Source organism: Streptomyces sp. NPDC053069 (genome assembly GCF_044546895.1).
Classification (GTDB): Bacteria; Actinomycetota; Actinomycetes; order Streptomycetales; family Streptomycetaceae; genus Streptomyces.
Map to the genome: position 1 here is coordinate 68,177 of NZ_JBITZN010000001.1, position 22,124 is coordinate 90,300.

Genomic DNA, 22,124 nt, shown 5'->3' on the forward strand with positions numbered 1-22,124 from the left:
AACAGAAGAATCCGATGGTATTCAGCGATTAGGCTTCTCAATCATGGAACTGCGCCATCTCCAGCACTTCGCCGCCGTCGCCGAGGACCGGCATTTCACCCGGGCCGCCGAACGCCTGATGGTGTCCCAGTCGGGGCTGTCGGCGTCCATCAGGGCGCTGGAACGGGAGCTGCGGGCGCCGCTGTTCGTGCGGACCACCCGCCGGGTGACGCTCACCGAGGCGGGGCGGGCGCTGCTGGTGGAGGCCGAGCGGATCCTGGCGCAGGTGCGCGCGGCGCACGAAGCGGTCGCGGCGGTACAGGGTGTGCTGCGCGGCACCCTGGCCCTGGGCACCGAGCAGTGCATCGCCGGGGTGCAGGTGGCCCGGCTGCTGGCCGCGTTCCGGGGCCGTCATCCGGACGTGGAGATCCGGCTGCGGCAGGCCGGTTCGGGCGCGCTGGCCGAGGAGGTCGGGGCCGGCCGGCTCGACCTCGCCTTCGCCTACCGCACCCAGGCCGACAGCGACCAGCTGCGGTCGGTGTCGCTGACCAGCGAGCCGATGACCGTGCTGTGCCATCCCGGCCACCGGCTGGCTTCGGCGGGCGCGGTGCTGACTCCGGACGACCTGGCGGGCGAGGTCTTCGTGGACTTCCACCCGGACTGGGGGCCGCGCCGCACCACCGACGCCGCGTTCACCGCGGCCGGTGTGCGGCGCACAGTCGCGCTGGAGGTCAACGACGTGCACAGCCTGCTGGACCTGGTGGACGAGAACCTGGGGATCGCGGTCGTACCCCGGCACTTCCGGCACAAGCGGCCGTCCCTCACGGCGCTGCCGCTGAAGGGCACGGGCGAGGCGGAGTACGAGACCGTGGCCCTGCTGCCGCCGGAACGGGCCACCAGCCCGGCGGCCCGCGCGCTGGTCACGCTCCTCGAAACAGGGGACCTGGCGCCCTCCCGGGAAGGCTCCCAGGCCTCCTGATTCCGGCCGTCCTCCGCCATGCCGGCCGTCCTCCGCCATCCGGCCGTTCTCCGCCGCGGACGCAAAACGGCCGGGCGCACAGCGGGTGTCGGACGACCGGCCGCAGGAATTCCCGCGGGTGAACGCGTTGTCCATGTCGCGGCGCCACCGGCGCGCACCCGCTGAGCAGGTGCGCCGCGGCGGGCGGGGGCGGCGTTCGTATCCTCGCGGCGCAGGACTTCACCGGGGAGGCCGGTGGCGCGGGTGCAGCTGCCGGAGCGGGTGCCGCCCGGTTTCCACGGAGCCGGATTCCGGACGCGTGAGCGCCCGGGGTTTGGGATGGTGGACGGTATGCATGCAAAGGACATCCTCATCGACGGCTACGGCCGCATCCAGGAAGAAGTCCATGCCGCCCTCGACGGCCTCGGACCGGAGGAGCTGCACCACCGCCCCGCCCCCGACGCCAACTCGATCACCTGGCTCGTCTGGCATCTCACCCGGGTCCAGGACGACCACATCGCCGACGCCTTCGACCTCGACCAGGTGTGGCTGTCCCAGGGCTGGGAGAAACGCTTCGGCCTCGGCCTGCCCCGCCACGACACCGGGTACGGGCACAGTCCCGCGAAGGTCGCGAAGGTGCGGGTCGAGTCGGCCGACCAGCTGACCGGGTACTACGACGCCGTCCACGAGCAGACGCTCGGCGCGCTGCGCTCGCTCGCCGCCAAGGATCTGGAGCGGATCGTGGACGAACGCTGGGATCCCCCGGTCAGTCTGGGGGTGCGCCTGGTGAGCGTCCTGTCCGACGACCTTCAGCACGTCGGACAGGCCGCCTACCTCAGGGGGCTCGTTCAGAGCGCTGCCGCGTAACCCGGCAGGACCACGTCCTCGATGAGGGCCTTGCGCTCGTCGAACGGGATGAACGCGCTCTTGAGGGCGTTCACCGTGACCGTACGCAGGTCCTCGACGGTCCAGCCGGCCTCCTCGACCAGCAGGGACATCTCGCGGGTCATCGTCGTACCCGACACCAGACGGTTGTCGGTGTTGAGGGTGACCCGGAAGCCCAGGTCCTTCAGGGCCGTGATCGGGTGCTCGGCGATCGAGGTGGCACAGCCCGTCTGCAGGTTCGAGGTGGGGCACATCTCCAGGGCGATACGGCGGTCGCGCACCCAGGAGGCGAGCCGGCCGAGCTTGCCGGCCGCGAGGTCGGGGATGTCCTCGGTGAGGCGCACGCCGTGGCCGATGCGCTGGGCGCCGCACACCTGCAGGGCCTGGTGGATGCTGGGCAGGCCGTGCGCCTCACCGGCGTGGATGGTGAAGGGCACGTTCTCGCGGCGCAGGTGCTCGAAGGCGGCCAGGTGGTCGGCGGGCGGGAAGCCGTCCTCGGCGCCGGCGATGTCGAAGCCGACGACCCCGGCGTCCCGGTAGGCGACGGCCAGGTCGGCGGCCTCGCGGACCCGGTCGAACATCCGCATGCCGCACAGCAGGGTGCCGACCCGGACGGGGGTGCCCGCCGCGGCGGCCTTGGCCATACCGGCGGCCAGGCCCTCCTGCACGGTCTCCACGACGTCGCTCATCGTCAGCCCGCCCCTGGTGTTCAGCTCGGGGGCGTAGCGCACCTCGGCGTAGACGACACCGTCGGCGGCGAGGTCGAGGACGTACTCCTCGGCGGTGCGCAGCAGGCCCTCACGGGTCTGCATCACGGCGAGGGTGTGCTCGAAGGTGGCTATGTAGCGGACCAGGTCGCCCGAGTTCGCGGCCTCGAAGTACCAGGCGGCCAGCTCGTCGGGGTCGGTGGTGGGCAGGGTGTGACCGATCTCCGCCGCGAGTTCGACGACGGTGGCGGGGCGCAGGCCGCCGTCGAGGTGGTCGTGCAGCACGGCCTTGGGGAGCCGGCGGAGGGTCTCGATGTCGATGCGGGGCGCGGTCATGGCAGGGCTTTCCTCAGGAGTGGGTCGCGGGTGGTTCTCAAGGTCAGGGGGCGGGCTGGAGCAGGTCCCAGCGGTTGCCGTAGAGGTCCTGGAAGACGGCGACGATGCCGTACGGCTCGTGGCGGGGCTCCTCCAGGAAGGTCACGCCGGCCGTGGCCATCCGGGCGTGGTCGCGGGCGAAGTCGTCGGTGTGCAGGAAGAACCCGACGCGTCCGCCGGTCTGGTCGCCGATCCGGGCCCGCTGGTCCTCGCCCTTGGCGCGGGCCAGGAGCAGACCGGTTCCGGCTCCGTCGCTTCCCGGCTCCACCACGACCCAGCGGGAGCCGTCGGGGCGCGGGACGTCCTCGGCCAGCCGGAAGCCGAGGGCCTCGGTGTAGAAGCGGATGGCCTCGTCGTAGTCGTCAACGACGAGGGTGACCAGGGCGACGCGTCGCATCGGGACCTTCCGGTGGGGGTGGTTAGCGGGTGAGGTTATACGTAAAACCCGACGGACGCCAGTCCCTGTTCTACGCGCGTTGCGGCGGGCGTGTTCCCGCGTCGTCGGCGGCAGGCCGGGCCGACGGTCCGGTGATCGGAAAGACTCCTAGACGCCGTCCGGGACGGACGCCCGGGCCGGGCGGCGGAAGGCGGCCCGGTACGCGCTCGGGCGGTGGCCGGTGTGGCGGGCGAAGAGGGCGGCGAAGGTGCCGGGGTCCTGGTAGCCGACGGCCGCGGCGACGGCGGCGACGGTGCGGTCGGTGGTCTCCAGAAGATGGCGGGCGCGCCGGACCCGGGAGGCCTGCAGATGGGCCAGCGGGCTGCGTCCGGTCTCTTCGGCGAAGCGGCGCAGCAGCGTACGGGGGCTGACCCGGAAGGCGTCCGCGAGCGCGGCGAGGTCGTACCGCTCGGCGAGGTTCTGGTCGAGCCGCCGCATCACCCGCTGGGAGAACTCCCGGCCGGGCTGCGGGAGGAGCCGCGGGTCGACGTACGGGGTCTGGGAGGGCCGCGCGTCGTCGACCAGCGCCAGCCGTGCGGTGGTACGGGCCACGCGGTCGCCGCTGTTGCGGCGGATCAGGTCCAGCGCGAAGTCGTACATGGCGCTGAAGGCGGCCGTGGTCGTCACTCCCGTGTCAGTGACGACGAGGTGCTCGGGCCGCACGTCGGCGTCCGGGCAGCGCCTGGCCAGCTCGCCCGCGTGCAGCCAGGAGGTGGTGACCCTGCGCCGGTCGAGGAGCCCCGCCTCGGCGAGCAGGAACGCGCCGACGCAGAGGGAGACGACGGCGGTGCCGGCCGCGGCCTGCGCGCGGATCGCGGCGATCTCGGGGGCGAGCCGGGCGAGCCGCGCGTCGAGATCCGCGTCCGGGCGCAGTTCGAAGCCGGGGACCACGAGGACGTCGACCTCGCGCAGGGGACGCACGTCCAGGCTCGCGCCGCCCGAGGCTGTGACCCGGCGGCGGGGCGAGACGACCGACACCCGGTAGCCGGGCGCGTCGGCTCCGGCGACATGCCCGGCCATCGTCAACAGGTCGGGGACACCGAACACTTCGGACGCGAAGCAGTCCGGGTACGCCAGAACCCCGACCCGCAGCGCACCCGGTCCGGCGCCCGGACACGCACCGTCCTCCGCCTGCCGCGCCGCTTCAGCCATCGCTCCCCCACCCCCTGGTGTCCCCGGCGCCGGGCCGCCGACCGCGTGCCGCTCGCATCCCTCGCGTGTGGCGAGATTACCCCCGGCCTTGGCGATCCCGCCCCTCACCCGGCGCCCGGCCCAGGGGCCAGGCTGGCCCCATGAGCGACGACGATCCGATGACCGACTTCACCCGCCGGAGCGTGACCGTGGAGGGGGTGGAGAAGACGGTGTACGTGGCCGGGGCCGGTCCCGCGGTCGTGGTGCTGCCCGAGATGCCGGGCATCAGTCCCGACGTCCTGCGGCTCGCGCGCTGGGTGCGGGACGCGGGCTTCACCGTGCATGTGCCCTCCCTGTTCGGGACGGACGGCGCCTTTCCCACGGTCGAGGGCGGCCGGGAGGTCGTCCGCCGCGCCTGTGTCAGCGCGGAGTTCCGCGCCTTCGCCGGGGGCGGCACCAGCCCGGTGACGGTCTGGCTGCGCGGCCTGGCGCGCCAGGCCCACACCGCGTGCGGTGGGCCGGGGGTGGGCGCGATCGGCCTGTGCTTCACCGGCAACTTCGCCCTCACCATGGCCCTGGAGCCGGCGGTGATCGCCCCGGTGGTCAACCACCCGTCGCTGCCGCTCGACGACCCCGGCGGACTCGAACTCGACGCGGCGGACGCGCGAGCGGTGCGCGACCGGCTCGACCGCGACGGACTCACCGTCCTCGCCTACCGCTTCGAGGGCGACCGCTGGTGCACGGGGCAGCGCTTCGCCGCCTACCGCGCGCTGCTCGGCGACGCCTTCGACGGACGTGTCCTCCCGGACAGCGCCGCCAACCCCTCCCCGCCGCCCTTCTTCGCCGACCTGGTCGGCACCCCGCACAGCGTCGTCACCGCCCATCTCGTCGATGAGGGCGGCCACCCCACGGTCCGGGCCCGCGACGAGATCCTGGCCTTCCTCACCGACCGCCTGCACCCGCACGGAAACCGACCGCTGCCCGCCACCTGACCGGGCCCTGGTCCGCCGGACACCGCCACCTCGCCGCCATCGGCCCACGTGGCTCCCCCGTCCGGCCCGGACCGTGACCGACAGGACGCTCCCCGGCGCGGGGGGCGGCGGCGTCAGGGCGTCTCGTCCCCCTGGGCGACCTCGATCCGGTGGTGGACGTCGGCCATTCCGGCGGCCGATGCCACACACGAGACGGCGGTGCAGGCGATGAGGAGGCCGGCGATCGTCCGGCCGGCCCGGGGCACGAGCGGAGCGGCGAGCAGGGCCTGGACGCGCTGCGGGACGGGGCCGGTGGTCGCGGCGGCGGCGAAGCCGGGGCGCGGGGAGCGGGCGGCCTGCCCGGCGAGTGCCGCGCGGGCGATGGCCCGGGCGATCAGGCGCCGGTCGCCGACCCGGGCGGCGGCGGCCTCGTCGGCGGCGCGCTCGGCGGCGAGGCGGATGGTCTCGCGGACCGGGCGCAGCGCCGGATGGCAGTGCGCGGCGAGTTCGGCGGCGGCGAGGAAGTAGTGGTGGCCGCCGTCGTTGTGGGCCCGCTCGTGTGCGAACAGCGCCTCCCGCTCGGGGCCGTCCAGGCTGCGGAGCATCGCGGTGGTGACGACGATGCGGTGCGGGCGGCCGGGCAGCGCGTAGGCGTCCGGGCGGGGCGAGTCCACCACGCACAGGTCGCCGGCCGCGGGTCCGCGCCCGGCCTCCGTCCGGGCCGCGCGGAAGGCACGGCCCTGGTGCAGCACCGAGCGGACGAGGGTCCAGCCGCAGACGGCGAGCGCACCGACGGACGTCGCGGCGGCCGGCAGCACGACGAGGTCCGAGGCGGTGTGCAGCGGATGGATCAGCTCGCCGAGCGCGGCGAAGAGCGGGATCTTGAGGAGTCCGGTCAGCACGAATGCGCCGAGGGCGGCCAGTGAGCAGCCGGCGAGGAGGACCGCACAGGTGGTGACGGCCCACAGCGCGGCCACCGGGACGAGCCGGTCCAGCGCCCGGCGGGCCAGGGCCGGCAGGGCGAACGGCAGCAGCAGGGGCAGCAGGAGCAGTGCGGTCATCGTTCGCCGGATTCGAGCAGGTCCCGCAGAATGCGTTCGTCGTCGGGGCTGAGCTGGGCGACGAAGCGGGCGAGGACCGTCTCGCGGTCGCTGTCCCGGTCCAGTTCGCTGTGCATCCGGCGGGCGGTGAGGCCGTGGGCGTCCTGGACGTCACGGACGGGGACATAGGCGTAGCCCCGGCCCTGGCGGTGCCGCTCGACGACTCCCTTGTCGTACAGGCGGGTGAGGATCGTGGTCACCGTCGTACGGGCCAGGTCCGTGCCGAGGCTCCGCTGGACCTCGCCGGGCGTCCGGGGGCTGCCCGCGGCCCAGAGCGCGGCCATGACGCTCGCTTCGAGCTCGCCCGCCGGCCGGCGCTCGTCCTTCGCCTCGGTCATGGAACGTTCCTCACCCCGTCCTCGTCTGCGGCCCGTACGACCGTCTACACGATGGTAGTCAATCGGACCTTCGTACGGCCGTGCCCGGGCCCCATTCAAAAACCAGTCAGCCGGCGGCGCTGTCCAGCGCGTCCAGCCGTTTCAGTTCGTCCGCCGTGAGGCGCAGGGCGCCCGCGGCGACGTTCTCCACGAGGTGTCCGGGTTGCCGGTGCCGGGGATGGCGAGGACGTGCGGGCCCTGGTGCAAGGTCCAGGCGATGCGGATCCGCGCGGGGCTCACGCCGTGGGCGCGGGCGATGTCGCGCCCGGTGACGTCTTGGGTGTCGGCCTCGCCGGCGACGGGGTCGCGGCGGTCCAGGGCGTACCGGTCCTGCACGGACACCACCGGGGCGATCTCCAGTGTCTCGGCGAGGTGGCGTGGTTCGACCGCGGAGATGCCGAGGTGCCCCACTCGCCGTAGTGGTCGCGGAAGGGGCCGACCTTGGTGGCGATGACCAGGTCGTCGGCGTACGGGGCGAGGGCGGTGTTGATCAGTTCATTTGGCGGAGCGCGTGGCGGAGAAGCAGAAGGCGGCGGTGTCGATGTGGTTCACGCCCGGTTCGACGGCCCGCCGCAGCACGGCCATGGAGCGTGCGCGACCGCTGGGCGTGCCGAGGTGGAACGCGGCGCTGCCCGTCGGCCGCATGGCTCCGAAGCCGATGCGGTGGACGGGCAGGTCGCGCACTGCGAAGGCGCCGGAGGCGTCCGCAGTGATCATTTCAGCGCTCACTCGGCGGAGTGCCGCACAGCTGCCGCGCCACGCACGGCAGTTCAGCTCAGCGGCTTCTCCAGGACCGCCTTGCGGTGGCTGAAGGTCTCGATGGAGTAGCGGCCGTGGTAGCTGCCCATGCCGCTCTCCCCCACGCCGCCGAACGGCAGGTCGGAGACGGTGAGATGGGCGAGGGGCAGGCCGTGGCCCAGGCCGCCGGAGGAGGTCTCGGCGGCGAAGCGCGCACGGGTCTGCTCGGACTCGGTGAAGACGTACAGCGCGAGCGGCTTGTCGCGGTCGTTGATGAAGTCGATCGCCTCGTCCAGGCCGGACACGGTGACGACGGGCAGGATCGGGCCGAAGATCTCCTCCTGCATGACGGGCGACTTGGGGTCGACGTCCACGAGGACGGTCGGCGCGATGTATTTGGCCGTACGGTCGCTGGTGCCGCCGACCGCGATCCGACCGGAGTCGAGCAGGCCGGAGAGCCGGTCGAAGTGCCGCTCGTTGACGATCCGGCCGTACTCGGGCGAGGCCGCCGGGTCCGTGCCGTACAGCGCCTCCACGGCCCGGACGAGTGCCGCCTCCAGGACAGGGGCGGTCTCCGGGTCGGTCAGCACGTAGTCGGGGGCCACACAGGTCTGGCCGGCGTTGAGGAACTTGCCGCGCGCAAGCCGGTCCGCGACCACGTCGAGGTCGGCGTCGCGGTCCACGAACGCCGGGGACTTTCCGCCGAGTTCGAGGGTGACCGGGGTGAGGTGCTCGGCGGCGGCGCGCATGACGATCCGGCCGACGGCGCCGTTGCCGGTGTAGAAGATGTGGTCGAAGCGCTCGGCCAGCAGGGCGGTGGTCTCCGGGACGCCGCCCTCGACGACGGCGACCGCGTCGGTGTCGAGATAGGCCGGGATCAGCTCGGCCAGCGCGGCCGAGGTGGCCGGGGCCAGCTCGCTGGGCTTGGCGACGACCGCGTTTCCGGAGGCCATGGCGCCGACCATCGGGGCGAGCAGCAGCTGCGCCGGGTAGTTCCAGGGCGCGATGACGAGGACGACGCCGAGCGGGTCGTACTGCGTCCAGGCCCTGGCGTCGGCGCCGAGGTGGGCCGGGACCGGCGCGGGCTCGGGGCGCAGCCAGTCCGCGAGGTGGTCGAGGGTGTGGTCGATCTCACGGACGGTGAAGTCGATCTCGGTGCGGTGGGCCTCGGTGCTGCTCTTGCCGAGGTCGGCGTGGAGGGCGGCGGCGAGGTCGGCGCCGCGCTCGGTGAGCATCGCGCGCAGGCGGCGCAGCTGGCCGGTGCGCCACTCGACGGGCCTGGTGCGGCCGGTGGCGAAGGTGGCGCGCAGCCGGGACACGATGTCGGCGGGCTGCTCGGTGGCGGAGTGGTTCACGGGTGCCTCGCAGGTGTGCTCGGGCTGATTCGGCCCGAGCCTAGGCGGCATGGATGTATTTGCCAACCTTTCACGTTCTCAAGTTCATTCCGGCGCCCCGGGGTGACGCGGGTCACGTCTGAGTGGGGCCGGTCTCGTGTCGGCGTCGCCGCAGGTGGGCCCGCCCGGCCTCGCTTCCGGCCAGTTCGGCGGCGAGGCCGCACTCGGTCGCCGCCTCGGCGGTGCGGCCCAGGCGGCGCAGCAGCTCGGCGCGGACGGCGTGCAGCAGGTGACGGCGGCCCAGGTCGAGCGCCGTGGCCGGGCCCTTGGCCTCGGCGCTGGACGCGTAGCTCGATGGGCAGGGTGGTGGCGAGGGCGGCCCTGCGGCCCCACTCCGGGGCCTCGTCCGGGTCGGCGGCCCTGATCAGGTGGAGTCCGCCGAGGTACTCCTCCTTGCCCTCGGCATACGGGCCGTCGGTGATGAGCACGTCGCCGTCCTTCGGGCGGAGCACGGTGGCGGTCTCCGGGCCGTGCAGACCGCCGGCGAACACCCACGTTCCGGCCGCGCGCAACTCGTCGTTGAAGGCCTCGACGTCCCGCTGAGCAGGTAGTGCTTCATGATGTCCTCCTCGGTGACTTCGGGGTCTCTCGGATGCCTGTCACGTCCTGCACGAACGACCGGCCCCGGGATCGGCACGGCGCCGGGGGAATGTTCGACAGAATCCTCCGTATGACAGCCACCACGCCGCATCCGCTCCTCGACCGCGCCCACCGGCTCGCCACGGACCTGCTGCTCCCCGAGGCCGAGCGGGTCGACCAGGAGGGCGTTCCGGTGAGCCACATCGAGGCGGTGAAGAGGTCGGGGCTGCTCGGGGTGGGCGCTCCGGTCGCGTCCGGCGGCTCGGGCGCCCCGCCGGACGTGGTCCGCCGGACCGCGGAGATCCTGGCCGGAGCGTGCTGTTCGACATGGTTCGTGCAGACCCAGCACCACACGCCCGTACAGATTCTGGCGCAGAGCGAACTCCCCGTCCGGGAGCGGCTGTTGGGTCCGCTGTCGCGGGGCGAGCTGATGTCCGGGGTGGCGTACGCGCATCTGCGCTCGTATCCGCGTGTCCCGGTACGCGTGCGCCGGGAGGGCGGCGGTTGGCGGTTCGACGGGACCGTGCCCTGGTACACCGGGTGGGGCCTGAACGACGTGATGCTGCTCGCCGGGATGACCGATGCGGGCGAGGCGGTGCTCGCCTTCGCCGAGGCGCGCGTGCAGCCGGGGCTGCGGGCCTCGGAACCGATGCGCCTCGCCGCGCTCACCGCCGCGCGCACGGTGTCGCTGGAACTGACCGGACTGTGGCTGCCGGAGGAGTCGGTCGCCCTGCGGATGCCGTACGAGCGGTTGGCGCCCCTGGACCGGGCCAGGACGCTCAACGCCAACCCGGCGGTCTTCGGCCTCACGGAGGCCGCCCTGTCCCTGCTGGACGCGGAGACGGCCGCCCCGCTCACGGCCCGGCTCGCCGACGTCCGCCGCCGCGCCTACGCCCTGGCCGACCATCCGGCACCGCTGGAGCGGGTCGCGGAGCGGCTGGCGGTGCGCGCGGAGTCGTACGAGGTGCTGCGGACGGCCACCACCGCGGCGGTGGTGGCCGGCGGCGGCCGGTCGATGGCCCTGACCAGCCGCGCCCAGCGCCTGGCCCGGGAAGCGCTGTTCCTGCTGGTCCAGGGACAGACGACCGAGTCCCGGGCGGCACATCTGCGGGCCCTGGGGGCCACCGGGCCGGGAGCCGCCGACAGCACCGACACGGGTGCTGCGGGCTGAGGACCACCGGTGCCAGGGCCCTGCGCCAGCCGCCGGCGCAGCTGAGCCCATGGGGGCTCTGCAGCCGGGGCCGCCCTGACCGGCGACGCGGCTACGGGCCGGCCGAGCCTTGGCCAGGGGCCTTCCCCGTCACCCTCGGGGCGGCTACCGGCGGCGCTGCCGCCGGAGCCGGGGCGCCCGCCTCACCGCCGGTGCTGGTACGGGCGCCGGGGCGCTGCAGCGGGGCCACTGTCAGCAGCAGCGCGGCCGTGGGCGTTCTTGACGGGTGATTCGGGGCGCCCTGCGTCACCGTCGGCGCAGCAGGCGCTGGGCCAGTGCGTGGGTGCCGACCGCGGCCGTGGCGGCAAAGGCGAGGCCCTCGGCCAGTTGCCGCGGCCGGGTGGGGCGCAGGGCGCCGGAGCGGCGGAGCCGGCCGCGGGCCCACACGGTGAAGGGGAGGACCACCAGGGGGGTGGTCGCGGAGCCCGGGGTGTAACCGCGCATCGCGGCCGCCTGGGCCAGGTGGACCAGGCCGTGCAGGCCGAAGGCGTTCAGCGCCGTCTGGTAGACGGCCGAGCGGCCCCCGGTCCGGTGGCCGTCGGCCGCCGCGGCGGCCAGCACCACAGCCATCGCGGCGACAGCGGTGTTGAACTCCCGCGCGTCCACGGCCTCCAGCCGCCGCCACACCGTCTCCGGCACCCGGGGATACTTCTTGCGCAGCTGAGGCACATGGGTGCGCACCCAGCGCGGCACCATCACCACTTCCTCGGTGTCGTGCACGGCCCACGCGGCCAGCAGACCCCAAGTGACGGCGGGCGAGACGTCGTTCGGTTCTTGTGTCATGAACCCACAGTCTGCCAAGGCCGGTTGGTCAGCTCACGAACGGCAGCTGGGCGAAGGCGGCGGACACGGTGTCGTCGGGGTGCGCCCACAGCCCCTGCGCGGCGAGCCGGGGCAGCACACCCTCGCCGAACCAGTACGCCTCCTCCAGGTGGGGGTGGCCGGAGAGCACGAACTCGTCGATGCCGAGGGCGTGGTACTCCCGGATCCGCTCGGCGACCTGCTCATGGCTGCCGACCAGGGCGGTGCCCGCGCCACCACGCACCAGGCCGATCCCGGCCGACAGGTTGGGGTGGATCTCCAGATTCTCCCGGCTGCCGCCGTGCAGGGCGAGCATGCGCTGCTGTCCCTCCGACTCGCTGCGGGCCAGGCCCGCCTGGACGGCCCGTACGGTCGCCGTGTCGAAGCCGTCGAGCAGCCGGTCCGCCTCCGCCCAGGCCTGTTCGGAAGTGTCCCGGGTGATGACGTGCAGCCGGATACCGAAGCGCAGGGTACGGCCGTGCCCGGCGGCGAGCTTACGGATCCGGGCGATCTTCTCGGCGACCTGCGCGGGCGGCTCGCCCCAGGGGAGGTACACGTCCGCGTACCGGGCCGCGACCTCGCCGGCGGCGGGCGAGGAGCCGCCGAAGTACACCTCGGGCACCGGGTCGGGCACCCGGGCGAGCCTGGCGTCCTCGACCCGCAGGTGCTCGCCGTGCAGGTCGACGCTCTTGCCGTCCCACAACTCCCGGCCGGAGGCGGTGGCCTCGTGGCAGCCGCCGGGGAGACGGTCAAGGAAAACCCGACCGGTCTCGTGTCGCGGACCGTTGGAGTTCACGAAGGTGTGACACCGGTACGTGCACCGGCTGCTGTCCGTGTCGTCGGCGATCCGCGGGAACGGTCCGGCACGATCACCTGTCGGCCGCTCGCCGACGACACTGTGCCGCCGAGCGGAGTCGGTACCGCGGGCGCCCGGGGCCCGGCTCAGGGCCGGCTGTCGTCCTGCGCCTCGGCGACCTCGGCCACGACGAGGAAGGCGTCGGAGTTCAGGTCCATCACCACGGTCACCCGCTCGCCGGCGGCGCGGCGCGCTGCCGCGTACTCCTCCGCGGGCAACGATCCGCGCGGGGCCCCGGCGGGGAACCGCTCCAGCACCTTCGCATCCATGACGGACGGTCACCTCCCAGGTCGCCAGCCGAACGCATCGTACGTCCCGTACTCCTTCGGCTGCCCTGTGTCGGTACCGGCATGTCACCCGATGTGGGTCTACACATAAAGAATAAATAAGAGCAGACTGGGAACATGCGGATATATCCGCACACCGCACCAGACGCGGTCTGGCCTGCAAAGTCAAAGGAGACGAGTCATGGCCAACCTGCACAGGGGTGATATGACGACCCACCCCGATGTCTCCGAAATGCGGGCACGCTACGCCCGCATGCTCGGCGGTCGCGATGTGGCGCTCGTGGACGGGCCGGTCTTCCTGCTCGGGCTCTACTGCGCGGCATCTCCGTGGATAGTGCACTACACGGCGAGCCAGCCCGCCCTCATGACGCACAACCTGATCATGGGTATCGCGATAGGGCTGCTCGCCCTGGGATTCACCCGGGCCCCCGAGCGGATGTACGGCCTCAGCTGGGCCATGTGCGCCATCGGCATCTGGATGATCATCGCCCCCTGGGTCGTGGGCAGGGGCCCGGACGCGGGCGTGATCATCAACAACGTGATCATCGGCGCACTCGCGCTCGTACTCGGACTCGTCTGTGCCGGTACGGCGGCGAGGAGCACGCCCAGGCCGTAGCCGGAGATGCGAGGAAAGGAAGACACGCAGGATGGGAGGCCGGTCCGCCCGGGCGGACCGGCCTTTCCCGTGCCCGCTCAGCGTCCCGGCACCAGCCACGGCTCCTGCGGCAGCGTGCGGCCGGTCTCCAGCAGCGACTTGAGGTTGGACAGCACGGCCGGCCAGCCGTACGCGACCTCCGAGCGCTCGCCCTCGTCGTTGAGGTCCTCGTGGACGACGGTCAGCCGGACGATGTCCTCGTGGGGGCGGATCTCGAAGGTGACGCGGGAGTGCCGGTCCTCCTGATCCTCCTGATCGGGCGCGGCCCAGGTGGTGACCAGCCGGGTCGGCGGTTCGCTCTCCACCACCCGGCCGACCACGTCGGCGGTTCCGGAACCGTCGGTGCGCACGTGCGCCCAGCGGGAGCCCGGTCGCCAGTCGGACTCGTTGCGGTGGCCCCAGTAGGCGGCCGTCAGGTCGGTGTCGGTGAGCGCCTCCCAGACCTTCTCGGGCGTGCTCGCGATGTAGGTGACGTACACAAAACTCGGCTTGTCGGCCATGGCTTCCTCGGCTCGTCGCTTCAGGGCACCGAGCGCGCTCAGGCGCGGGCGCTCGAACTTGTCGATCCACCGCTCCTGGATCTCGTGGAGCGGTACGGGGTTGAGGTAGTGCAGCTTTTCCCGCCCCCGCCGCACCGTGCTGATCAGGTTGGCGGCCTCCAGGACGGCCAGATGCTGGGTGACGGACTGGCGCGTCATGGCGATCCGCTCGCACAGCTCGCCCAGCGTCTGACCGTTGTTCTCGTGGAGCCGGTCCAGCAGACGCCTGCGCGTGTCGTCGGCCAGCGCCTTGAAGACCTTGTCCATCCCGGTGTCGTCCTCTGATCGCACACTCAACGTTATGCAGGCAATTACTTGCATGTCAAGGAGGTCCACGTAGGGGCGATCTTGATGGGCGTCCGTAAGGCCGGTCGAGGACGCGCCGCGGACGGACCCGGCTCCGCTCAGCCGGTCACGGTGAACGAGATCCACACGTCCGCGCGCAGCTCCGGCCGGTCCGGTACCGGGCGGAGCTCGCGCGTCCAGGCGCGCCCGGCAAGCTCCCGGGCGACGTGCGGCCAGAACCGTACGGCGGCCGGGTTGGTGTCCTGAAAGGCGATCTCCCAGGTACCGGGATGCCGGCGCAGCACGTCCCGTACGAGGTGCGTGCCGGCACCGCGCCGTCGTGCACCGCGCACCACGAAGAAGCTGTTCAGCACCCGCACCGGCCCGTCCAGGCCGCGCACGAAAGCGAAGCCGGCCGGACGCTCGTCCTTCAGGAACAGGTACGGCGCCCAGCCCGGCCGGGTGAAGGCGTACTCGACGCACTCGCTGCGGAAGGTGCCGTCCGGGCCGGGCAGGGCGCCCTCGAACTCGGACAGGTCGTGGCGGAACAGCAGCCACAGCCGTTCCACGGTGGGCCGGTCCTCGGGGGTCGCGAGGCGGACGGTCACGTCCGCCGGGAGTGTCGGGGTCATCAACGCAGCCTCCCCGGCGGACATGGTGTCCGGCCCGGGGAGGCTGGCGAAGACTGCCGTAGCTCTAGCTCATCTCAAGGGCCTTGTACTCCTCGGCGATCTCCCTCTCGCCGAACGGCCACACCTTCTCCCGCCGCGCCCAGACGGCGAAGGCCGCACAGCCGAGGGCCAGCCAGGCCAGCGACCACTCGATGGGGCGGCGGCCCGGGGAGTTCTTGTCGGCGTAGCCGTAGATCACGCACCAGCCGGCGAACGCGATCACGCTCGGCAGGGGGTAGAGCCACATCCGGTACGGGCGGCGCAGGTCCGGCCGCCGCCGGCGCAGCACGGTCAGGGCCACGATCTGGGCGAGCGCCTGGACGATCACCATCACCGTGGTCAGCAGCTGGATGAGCGTGGCCAGGTCGGTATGACGGCCGATCAGGAAACCGACTGCGGTGATCAGGCCCATGGTCGCCAGGCCCAGCGTCGGGAAGCGGTGTCTGGGGTGCAGCTTCTCGTACGGCCGGAAGAAGACGCGGTCGCGGGCGGCGTCGTAGGGCACCCTCGAACCGCCGAGCAGGCCGGTGAAGACCGAGGCGAAGGCCGTGATCAGGATCAGTACCGTGACCGTGTCGGCGGCGCCCTTGCCCCAGGTCTCCTCCAGCACCGCCGAGGCGACCGAGGTGGAGGCGATGTCGTGCGGGTCGGTCATCCGCTGCCAGTCGACGACGCCGAGGGTGCCGATCTGCAGGAGCAGGTAGATCGCCATGATGCCGAGGATCGAGAACAGGATCGAGCGCGGCAGCGTACGGCCGGGGTCCTTGATCTCGGCACCCATGTACGCGGTGGTGTTGTAGCCGAGGTAGTCGTAGATGCCGATGGTCAGGCCCGCGGCGAAGCCCAGCCAGAAGTGGTCGCCGGTCAGGTCGAAGGCGCCCGACGGGTAGCTGAAGGCCAGGTGCGGGCTGAAGTCGGTGGCCGCCGCGGTGATCACCAGCAGCACCGAGGCGATCATCACGGTCCACATCACGGTGGTGATCCGGGCGATGTGCTCGATGCCGCGCCAGAGCAGGAGCACGACCAGGGCGATGATGCCGAGGCCGATCAGGTCGGCCGCCGTCCGCCCGAGACCGGGGGCCAGATAGCCCAGGTACTGCACGAAGCCGACCACGCCCGTGGACATGATCAGCGGAATGAAGAGCATCGCCGTCCACACGAACAGGAACGGCATCAGCCGGCCCGTGCGGTACTGGAAGGCCTGGCGCAGATAGACGTAACTGCCGCCGGAGCCGGGCATCGAGGCGCCCAGCTCGGCCCAGACCAGTCCGTCGCACAGCGCGAGGACGGCGCCCGCGACGAAGCCGATGACCGCCTGGGGACCGCCGAAGGCGGTGACCATCAGCGGGATCGTGACGAACGGGCCGATGCCGCACATCTGGCTCATGTTGATGGCCGTGGCCTGGAACAGGCCGACACGGCGGAGGAAACCACCCGCGGGTGGCGGACTACCGGACATGGGGACTCCTGACGCCACGGGCGGCCTCGACGGCACCCGGCGGGCTGACTGGCCGATAAAGTTAAGGAGCCTTACTAGAGGCGTCAAGTATGCGCCGGGAATACCTGAGAATGGTCCGATGACCGCCAGTGACGTCGATGAGCAGCAGGAGCAGCCCTGGAGCCGCCGGCGGCTGCGCAGCACCAACGAGCGGCTGCTGCTCGACCGGCTGCGCACCCTCGGCGCCGCCTCGCGCGCCCAACTCGCCCGCGAAACCGGCCTGTCGAAGCCCACGGTCTCCAGCGCCCTGGCATCGCTGGAGACGGCCGGCCTGGTGCACGAGGTCGGCACCCACGCCCCGGAGCGCGGACGCACCGCCGTGCTCTACGCCCCCGACCCGGCCGCCGGGTACGCGCTCGGCGTGGACATCGGCCGGGGCTGGCTGCGGGTGGCGGTGGCCGACCTGGACGGCACGGTCGTCGCCCGGTCCGACGTACGCAACCGGGCCCGCACCTCCGCGGCGCTGGCCGACCTGGTTGTGGGCACCGCCCGCCAGGTGACCGCCCATTCGGGCGTGGACCCGGCCGAGGTGGTGCACGCAGTGGTCGGCACGCCCGGCGTCTACGACCCGAAGCAGCGGCGGGTGCGGTACGCGATGCATCTGCCCGGCTGGGGGCGGGCGGGGCTGGTCGACCGGATGCGCAAGGAGCTGGGCGTGCCGCTGGAGGTGCACAACGACGCCAATCTGGCCGCGCTCGGCGAGTACTCGTACGGCGTGGGCAGGGGCAGCCGGCTGTTCGCGTACATCCTGATCGGCACCGGACTCGGGATGGGCGTCGTCAGTGAGGGACGGCTGTTCACGGGGGCGCACGGGCTGGCCGGCGAGATCGGCTTCCTGCCCTGGCCGGGCCGGCAGAAGCCGGAGCGGCTGGAGGACGCGGTGTCCGGGGTGGCCGTGGTGGAGGCCGCCCGGGAGTTCGGGATGAGCGGGCAGCTCACGGCGAAGGCGGTCTTCGACGCGGCCCGGCAGGGCCATCCGGCCGCCGCGCGGGCGGTGGAGCTGGAGGGCGAGCGGATCGCGCACACCGTGGCGGCGGCCGCCGCCGTGCTCGACCCGGACCTGGTGGTGCTCGGCGGCGGCGTCGGCCACAGCGTCGACCTGCTGCTGCGCCCGGTCCAGGAGCACGTGCGCACCCTCACCCCGCTGCGCCCGCGGATCGCGCCGAGCCGGCTCGGCGAGGACGCGGTCCTGCTCGGCGCGGTGGCCACGGCGCTGGACACGGCCCGGGACCTGGTGTTCGAGCGCAGGGCGGCCGGAAGCTGACCCTGCAAGGCCCGCCACGGCCACGGTCGTTGACACGGCCCGCGCGGCACCCTAGCTTGAGGCAGGTTAGTAAAGTTTCCTAACTTTACGAGGCCGGTGCTGCTGCCATGTTCCCTCGCCCCGCCCCCGCCCGCCGGTACGCCGTCACCGCGCTGGTGCTCGGCCTGCTCGGCTCCCTGACCAGCGGTGCCTGGGCCGGCGCCCGGCCTTCGGCGGTGCCGCACGGGCCCGTCCCGGCCACCCGCGTCTCCTCGGCGGCCGGCACCGGCACCCCGCTCGGCGGATACGCCATCCAGTCCTCGGCGAAGGTGAGCGACTCACCGGCGGCCGTCTCCTCGCCCGGCTATCCGGCCAAGGGCTGGTTTCCGGCGGGCCCCCGGTCGACGGTCCTGGCCGCGCTGCTCGCCGACGGCGTGTACGCCGATCCGTTCTACTCCACCAACCAGCAGAAGATCCCGAAGGCGGACTTCCAGGTCCCCTGGTGGTACCGCTCCGACTTCACGGTCGAGGACACCACCCGGCGAACCTTCCTCGACTTCAGCGGGGTGATCTCGGCGGCCGACGTCCATGTCAACGGCCACCAGGTGGCGAAGGCCGCGGAGGTCACCGGCGTCTACCCGCACCACGAGCTGGACATCACCTCGCTGGTCCGGCCCGGCACCAACGCGGTCGCCTTCCGTGTCCAGCCCAACGAACCGAGCAAGAACCTCACCATGGGCTGGCTGGACTGGCTCCAGCCGCCGGCCGACCGGAACATGGGCATCGTCCGGGACGTCGTGGTGCGCCGGGGCGGCCCGGTGGCGCTGCGCGACGCGCATGTCGTCACCGAACTGGCCGTGCCGTCGCTCTCCTCCGCCGACCTCACCGTGAAGGTGCAGGCCCGCAATGACACCGGCACCGCGGTCACGGCCGAGGTCACCGGACTCATCGGCGCGACGACGTTCACCCGGCAGGTCCCGCTCGCCGCCCACGAGACGAAGACCGTCACCTTCTCCCCCGCCGACACCCCGGGCCTGCGCGTCACCTCGCCGAAGGTGTGGTGGCCGGCCGGGATGGGCGGGCAGCCGCTGTACGACCTCGACCTCACCGCGTCCGTCGCCGGTACGACGTCCGACACCGCGCACGAGACCTTCGGCATCCGTGACGTCCGGGCCCCCCTGAACGCCGACGGGGCTCGGGAGTACCGGATCAACGGCCGCAGGCTGCTGATCAAGGGCGGCGGCTGGTCGCCGGACGAGTTCCTGCGCTGGGACCGCACCTATGTCGAGGACCGGCTGAAGTACGCCCTCGACCTGGGCCTGAACACGATCCGCCTGGAAGGACACCTGGAGCCGGACGAGTTCTTCGACCTGGCCGACCGTTACGGCGTGCTCACCCTGCCCGGCTGGGAGTGCTGCGACAAGTGGGAGGGCCAGGTCAACGGCAGCGAGACCGGCGACCAGTGGACCGAGGCCGACTACCCGGTGGCGAAGGCGTCCATGGCCGCAGAGGCCGCCCGGCTGCGCGGCCACCCCAGCGTGATCTCCTTCCTGATCGGCAGCGACTTCGCACCCGACGCGAGGATCGAGAAGACCTACCTGGACGCCCTGAAGGCCGCCGACTGGACCGCTCCTGTCGTCCCCGCCGCCTCCGAGAAGTCCTCGCCGCAGCTCGGCGGTTCGGGCATGAAGATGACCGGGCCGTACGACTGGGTGCCGCCCGGCTACTGGTACGCCAAACGCGAGGGCGGGGCCACCGGCTTCAACTCCGAGACCAGCGCGGGGCCGAGCATCCCCACCCTCGACACGCTGCGCCGCATGATGACCCCCGCCGAACTGGACACCCTCTGGAAGGACCCGGACGCCAAGCAGTACCACCGCTCGCCGTCCCCGACCTTCGGCACGCTCAAGATCTACGACGCCGCCCTCACCGGCCGCTACGGCGCCCCCACGAGCCTCGCCGACTATGTTCGCAAGGCCCAGCTGGCCCAGTACGAGAACGTCCGCGCCCAGTTCGAGGCGTACGACCGCAACGCCACGGACTCCTCGGCCCCCTCCACCGGCGTCATCCACTGGATGTTCAACAGCGGCTGGACCTCACTGCACTGGCAGCTGATGGACCGCTACCTGGACCAGGGCGGGGCCTACTTCGGCGCGAAGAAGGCGAACGAACCGCTGCACATCCAGTACTCCTACGACGACCGCTCGGTCGTCGTCGTCAACCACCGGCACGCCTCCGCGACCGGGCTCAGCGCACACGCCACCCTCTACGACCCCGACGGCACACAGAGGTACGACAAGACCGTCACCGGGCTGACGGTGAGCGGCGACGGGGCGCACGGCACCGTCCTCGCCCTGCCGTCCTCGGTGAGCGGACTGTCGTCGACGTATCTGCTCCGGCTGGTCCTGACGGACGCGGACGGCAAGGAGGTGAGCCGGAACGTGTACTGGCTCTCCACCCGGCCCGACACCCTCGACTGGAACGGCACCACCTGGTACTACACGCCGACGACGAGCTACGCCGACCTCAAGGGGCTCGCCTCGATGGCGCGGGTTCCGGTCTCGGCGACGGCGGCCACCGAGTCGTCGGAGGGCACGTCGACCACGACGGTCACCCTGCGGAACACGGGCGGCGGGGCGACCCCGGCGCTGCTGACGGACGTCCACCTCGTGGACGGGCAGGGCAAGCCGGTGCTGCCGGTGCGCTGGTCGGACAACGAGGTGAGCCTGTGGCCGGGCGAGTCGGTGACGCTGACCGCCACCTGCCGGACGGCCGATCTGCACGGTTCGGCGCCGGGCGTGCGGGTCTCCGGCTGGAACACACCCCAGATCACGGTACCGGCGGCCTGACCGGGCGGGGGCGGGCCCGGACGGCCCGCCCCCGCATGGTTCAGCTCACGTTGAGCGCGGTGTCGTCGATCACGAACGACGTCTGGAGGGTGGACCCCTCCGTGCCGGTGAACTTGATCGTGACCGTCTGGCCCGCGTAGCCCGCGAGGTTGAAGCTGCGCTGGGTGTATCCGCTCGCCGCGTTCAGGTTCGAGTAGGTCGCGAGCGTGGACAGCACCGTTCCGCTGCTGTTGACCACCTGCGCCTTGAGCGTGTCGTACGCCGTCGAGGTGGTCGTCTCCGCCGTGTCGACGTGCAGGTAGAACGACAGGGTGGCGCTGGTGCAGCCGGCCGGGACGGTCACCGACTGGGAGAGCGTGTCCGTGTGGGCGGAACCGTAGCCGTTCAGCCAGGCCTTGTAGGACCCGGTGCGGGCGGCCTCACCGGTGTCGCTGTCGATGACACCGCTGGAGGCGCTCCAGGACGTGGCACCGGACTCGAAGCCCGGGTTGGCCAGCAGCTGGCCGGCGGTGCAGCTGCCGGTACCGCCGCCTCCACCGCCGCTGCTGGTGCCCGAACCGGCGAGCCAGGCGGTGGCGTTGAGGGCGAGGGCCGCGTTGGTGGCGCCGGAGTCGTTCCAGCCGTCGTACAGGGTGTTGCCGGACTGGCCGGTGCCGTCGTCGATCGGGGAGCTGTCGCCCCAGAAGGCGACCCGGCCGCTGCCGAAGGTGCTGGTGAGGAAGAAGGCTCCGGTGTTACCGGAGTAACCGCTGCGGTAGAGCAGGCCCTTGACGGAGGAGTTGTCGGCGGGCTTGAGGGTGGCCGTGGTGCCGTTCGCGATCAGGCTCTTGGTGACGGTGCCGAAGGAGCCGTGCAGGACCGGGTCGGTGCTGTCGCTGATCGCCGCCGGGTAGCCGGACGTGATGTTCAGCGAGTCGATGGAGAAGCCGAACGGGTCGGTGGAGTCGACGCTGTTGTTCGTCATCAGGTCGTTGAGGATCTCGACCGCGTCCTGGCCGTCGTTGTTGCGGTCGGCGCCGGTGTGGTCGGAGATCATGAACAGACCGCCGCCGTTCTTCACGAAGTTCATGATCGCCGTCTTCTCGGCGCTGGTGAACGACGTGTTCGGTTCCGGCAGGACCAGGGTGTCGAAGTTCGACAGGTCCGTCGAGGACGAGCCGCCGTAGCTGAGGCTGGAGCCCGAGGGCAGCGTCTTCAGGCTGTAGTCGCCGGTCTTCTGCAGCGCCACGCCCCAGGAGGACAGGGCGCCGGTCCAGTCCGTCTCGGCCGACGGGGAGGAGTCCTGGCCGAGCGGGTCGGGCTGGCTGGTGGAGATGATCCAGTCGGCGTTGCCGGCCGTCTCGGCGTGGGCGTTGTCGAACAGGATGCGGTGCGTGGTCGCCGCGTGGGCGGCGGTGCCGCTGCCGACCTGGACCGCGGCTCCGGTGAGCAGCAGCCCGAATCCGGCCAGGGCGGTGGTGAGTCTGGGACGGGATCTCCTGGATCCAAGCATCCGGCGAACCTCCATGAGGGGTGGGGAGAGGCGGTGCGGGCGCCAAGTCTGCGCGCGTAGAGCCCGCTTGAGGGTTCTACACGCGTGGAATGGTTGAAAGGTACATGG

At 72.2% G+C, this 22,124-nt stretch carries 19 protein-coding genes and 2 pseudogenes; 7 read left to right on the plus strand and 14 right to left on the minus strand.

The genetic code is table 11. The annotated features are described in order from the left end of the window. Positions 1-43: 43 nt before the first annotated feature. Positions 44-958, plus strand: coding sequence for a LysR substrate-binding domain-containing protein (locus ACIGXP_RS00325; RefSeq protein ID WP_363218464.1), 915 nt, complete (start codon positions 44-46; stop codon positions 956-958). Positions 959-1,288: 330 nt separating this feature from the next. Next, the gene (locus tag ACIGXP_RS00330; protein WP_399762537.1) at positions 1,289-1,804 is read left to right on the plus strand and encodes a DUF664 domain-containing protein; all 516 of its coding nucleotides are present in this window, start codon (positions 1,289-1,291) and stop codon (positions 1,802-1,804) included. On the opposite strand, the gene ACIGXP_RS00335 is transcribed toward ACIGXP_RS00330, so the two are convergent. The 3 genes from ACIGXP_RS00335 to ACIGXP_RS00345 all read right to left on the minus strand — a co-directional run bounded on the left by ACIGXP_RS00335 (position 1,786) and on the right by ACIGXP_RS00345 (position 4,492). Next, a complete protein-coding gene (locus ACIGXP_RS00335) occupies positions 1,786-2,865 on the minus strand; it encodes an adenosine deaminase (protein WP_399762539.1) in 1,080 nt (359 codons plus the stop codon). The genes ACIGXP_RS00330 and ACIGXP_RS00335 overlap by 19 nt on opposite strands. Positions 2,866-2,908: 43 nt before the next feature. Further along, complete coding sequence (locus ACIGXP_RS00340) at positions 2,909-3,301, minus strand: VOC family protein (RefSeq protein WP_399762540.1); 393 nt, start codon at positions 3,299-3,301, stop codon at positions 2,909-2,911. 147 nt (positions 3,302-3,448) lie between these two features. After that, the gene (locus tag ACIGXP_RS00345; protein WP_399762542.1) at positions 3,449-4,492 is read right to left on the minus strand and encodes a GlxA family transcriptional regulator; all 1,044 of its coding nucleotides are present in this window, start codon (positions 4,490-4,492) and stop codon (positions 3,449-3,451) included. 140 nt (positions 4,493-4,632) lie between these two features. Here ACIGXP_RS00345 and ACIGXP_RS00350 point away from each other — a divergent pair, with 140 nt between their 5' ends. After that, entirely contained in the window at positions 4,633-5,463 is an 831-nt protein-coding gene (locus ACIGXP_RS00350; protein ID WP_363218469.1) for a dienelactone hydrolase family protein, read from the plus strand. 113 nt (positions 5,464-5,576) lie between these two features. On the opposite strand, the gene ACIGXP_RS00355 is transcribed toward ACIGXP_RS00350, so the two are convergent. The 5 genes and pseudogenes from ACIGXP_RS00355 to ACIGXP_RS00375 all read right to left on the minus strand — a co-directional run. Then, complete coding sequence (locus ACIGXP_RS00355; protein WP_399762544.1) at positions 5,577-6,503, minus strand: M48 family metalloprotease; 927 nt, start codon at positions 6,501-6,503, stop codon at positions 5,577-5,579. After that, complete coding sequence (locus ACIGXP_RS00360; RefSeq protein ID WP_363218471.1) at positions 6,500-6,880, minus strand: BlaI/MecI/CopY family transcriptional regulator; 381 nt, start codon at positions 6,878-6,880, stop codon at positions 6,500-6,502. The genes ACIGXP_RS00355 and ACIGXP_RS00360 overlap by 4 nt, the downstream gene beginning before the upstream one ends. Positions 6,881-6,986: 106 nt before the next feature. Next, positions 6,987-7,648 (minus strand): annotated as a pseudogene (locus ACIGXP_RS00365) (aldo/keto reductase). Between the two features lie 41 nt (positions 7,649-7,689). Beyond that, a complete protein-coding gene (locus ACIGXP_RS00370; RefSeq protein ID WP_399763491.1) occupies positions 7,690-9,012 on the minus strand; it encodes an aldehyde dehydrogenase family protein in 1,323 nt (440 codons plus the stop codon). 323 nt (positions 9,013-9,335) lie between these two features. Further along, a pseudogene (locus ACIGXP_RS00375) lies at positions 9,336-9,590 on the minus strand (YciI family protein); the annotation flags it as partial. Between the two features lie 131 nt (positions 9,591-9,721). Here ACIGXP_RS00375 and ACIGXP_RS00380 point away from each other — a divergent pair. Next, the gene (locus tag ACIGXP_RS00380; RefSeq protein ID WP_399762546.1) at positions 9,722-10,801 is read left to right on the plus strand and encodes an acyl-CoA dehydrogenase family protein; all 1,080 of its coding nucleotides are present in this window, start codon (positions 9,722-9,724) and stop codon (positions 10,799-10,801) included. 285 nt (positions 10,802-11,086) lie between these two features. Here ACIGXP_RS00380 and ACIGXP_RS00385 read toward each other — a convergent pair whose 3' ends face one another. After that, positions 11,087-11,623 carry an HXXEE domain-containing protein gene (locus tag ACIGXP_RS00385; RefSeq protein WP_399762548.1) on the minus strand — a complete coding sequence of 179 codons (537 nt, stop codon included), beginning with the start codon at positions 11,621-11,623 and terminating at the stop codon, positions 11,087-11,089. A 28-nt stretch (positions 11,624-11,651) separates the two neighbouring features. Next, on the minus strand, positions 11,652-12,779 hold the full coding sequence (locus ACIGXP_RS00390) for an LLM class flavin-dependent oxidoreductase (protein WP_399762550.1): 1,128 nt from the start codon (positions 12,777-12,779) through the stop codon (positions 11,652-11,654). A 186-nt stretch (positions 12,780-12,965) separates the two neighbouring features. Here ACIGXP_RS00390 and ACIGXP_RS00395 point away from each other — a divergent pair, with 186 nt between their 5' ends. Further along, positions 12,966-13,400 carry an SPW repeat protein gene (locus ACIGXP_RS00395; protein ID WP_399762551.1) on the plus strand — a complete coding sequence of 145 codons (435 nt, stop codon included), beginning with the start codon at positions 12,966-12,968 and terminating at the stop codon, positions 13,398-13,400. A gap of 77 nt (positions 13,401-13,477) precedes the next feature. Here ACIGXP_RS00395 and ACIGXP_RS00400 read toward each other — a convergent pair whose 3' ends face one another. From ACIGXP_RS00400 to ACIGXP_RS00410, 3 genes are all read right to left on the minus strand, one after another. Then, positions 13,478-14,245: an ArsR/SmtB family transcription factor gene (locus tag ACIGXP_RS00400; RefSeq protein ID WP_399763493.1), complete on the minus strand. Its 768-nt coding sequence runs from the start codon at positions 14,243-14,245 to the stop codon at positions 13,478-13,480. Positions 14,246-14,382: 137 nt separating this feature from the next. After that, complete coding sequence (locus tag ACIGXP_RS00405; protein ID WP_399762553.1) at positions 14,383-14,895, minus strand: GNAT family N-acetyltransferase; 513 nt, start codon at positions 14,893-14,895, stop codon at positions 14,383-14,385. 64 nt (positions 14,896-14,959) lie between these two features. Further along, complete coding sequence (locus ACIGXP_RS00410; protein ID WP_399762555.1) at positions 14,960-16,393, minus strand: APC family permease; 1,434 nt, start codon at positions 16,391-16,393, stop codon at positions 14,960-14,962. Positions 16,394-16,511: 118 nt separating this feature from the next. Between ACIGXP_RS00410 and ACIGXP_RS00415 the strand changes: the two genes are divergently transcribed. Together ACIGXP_RS00415 and ACIGXP_RS00420 are read left to right on the plus strand one after the other, a co-directional pair. Then, positions 16,512-17,696: an ROK family protein gene (locus ACIGXP_RS00415; RefSeq protein WP_399762557.1), complete on the plus strand. Its 1,185-nt coding sequence runs from the start codon at positions 16,512-16,514 to the stop codon at positions 17,694-17,696. A gap of 107 nt (positions 17,697-17,803) precedes the next feature. Then, positions 17,804-20,524 (plus strand): glycosyl hydrolase 2 galactose-binding domain-containing protein, encoded by a 2,721-nt coding sequence (locus ACIGXP_RS00420; protein WP_399762559.1) that lies wholly within the window; start codon positions 17,804-17,806, stop codon positions 20,522-20,524. A gap of 40 nt (positions 20,525-20,564) precedes the next feature. Here ACIGXP_RS00420 and ACIGXP_RS00425 read toward each other — a convergent pair whose 3' ends face one another. After that, positions 20,565-22,016, minus strand: a complete 1,452-nt coding sequence (locus tag ACIGXP_RS00425) for a hydrolase (RefSeq protein ID WP_399762560.1) — start codon at positions 22,014-22,016, stop codon at positions 20,565-20,567. Positions 22,017-22,124: the final 108 nt, after the last annotated feature.

Excerpts from the sequence above, each read along its gene's own strand:
- ACIGXP_RS00325 (WP_363218464.1), top strand. The coding sequence starts at position 44 with ATGGAACTGCGCCATCTCCAGCACTTCGCCGCCGTCGCCGAGGACCGG.
- ACIGXP_RS00330 (WP_399762537.1), top strand. The coding sequence starts at position 1,289 with ATGCATGCAAAGGACATCCTCATCGACGGCTACGGCCGCATCCAGGAA.
- ACIGXP_RS00335 (WP_399762539.1), bottom strand. The coding sequence starts at position 2,865 with ATGACCGCGCCCCGCATCGACATCGAGACCCTCCGCCGGCTCCCCAAG.
- ACIGXP_RS00340 (WP_399762540.1), bottom strand. The coding sequence starts at position 3,301 with ATGCGACGCGTCGCCCTGGTCACCCTCGTCGTTGACGACTACGACGAG.
- ACIGXP_RS00345 (WP_399762542.1), bottom strand. The coding sequence starts at position 4,492 with ATGGCTGAAGCGGCGCGGCAGGCGGAGGACGGTGCGTGTCCGGGCGCC.
- ACIGXP_RS00350 (WP_363218469.1), top strand. The coding sequence starts at position 4,633 with ATGAGCGACGACGATCCGATGACCGACTTCACCCGCCGGAGCGTGACC.
- ACIGXP_RS00355 (WP_399762544.1), bottom strand. The coding sequence starts at position 6,503 with ATGACCGCACTGCTCCTGCTGCCCCTGCTGCTGCCGTTCGCCCTGCCG.
- ACIGXP_RS00360 (WP_363218471.1), bottom strand. The coding sequence starts at position 6,880 with ATGACCGAGGCGAAGGACGAGCGCCGGCCGGCGGGCGAGCTCGAAGCG.
- ACIGXP_RS00380 (WP_399762546.1), top strand. The coding sequence starts at position 9,722 with ATGACAGCCACCACGCCGCATCCGCTCCTCGACCGCGCCCACCGGCTC.
- ACIGXP_RS00385 (WP_399762548.1), bottom strand. The coding sequence starts at position 11,623 with ATGACACAAGAACCGAACGACGTCTCGCCCGCCGTCACTTGGGGTCTG.
- ACIGXP_RS00395 (WP_399762551.1), top strand. The coding sequence starts at position 12,966 with ATGGCCAACCTGCACAGGGGTGATATGACGACCCACCCCGATGTCTCC.
- ACIGXP_RS00400 (WP_399763493.1), bottom strand. The coding sequence starts at position 14,245 with ATGGACAAGGTCTTCAAGGCGCTGGCCGACGACACGCGCAGGCGTCTG.
- ACIGXP_RS00405 (WP_399762553.1), bottom strand. The coding sequence starts at position 14,895 with ATGACCCCGACACTCCCGGCGGACGTGACCGTCCGCCTCGCGACCCCC.
- ACIGXP_RS00410 (WP_399762555.1), bottom strand. The coding sequence starts at position 16,393 with ATGTCCGGTAGTCCGCCACCCGCGGGTGGTTTCCTCCGCCGTGTCGGC.
- ACIGXP_RS00415 (WP_399762557.1), top strand. The coding sequence starts at position 16,512 with ATGACCGCCAGTGACGTCGATGAGCAGCAGGAGCAGCCCTGGAGCCGC.
- ACIGXP_RS00420 (WP_399762559.1), top strand. The coding sequence starts at position 17,804 with ATGTTCCCTCGCCCCGCCCCCGCCCGCCGGTACGCCGTCACCGCGCTG.
- ACIGXP_RS00425 (WP_399762560.1), bottom strand. The coding sequence starts at position 22,016 with ATGCTTGGATCCAGGAGATCCCGTCCCAGACTCACCACCGCCCTGGCC.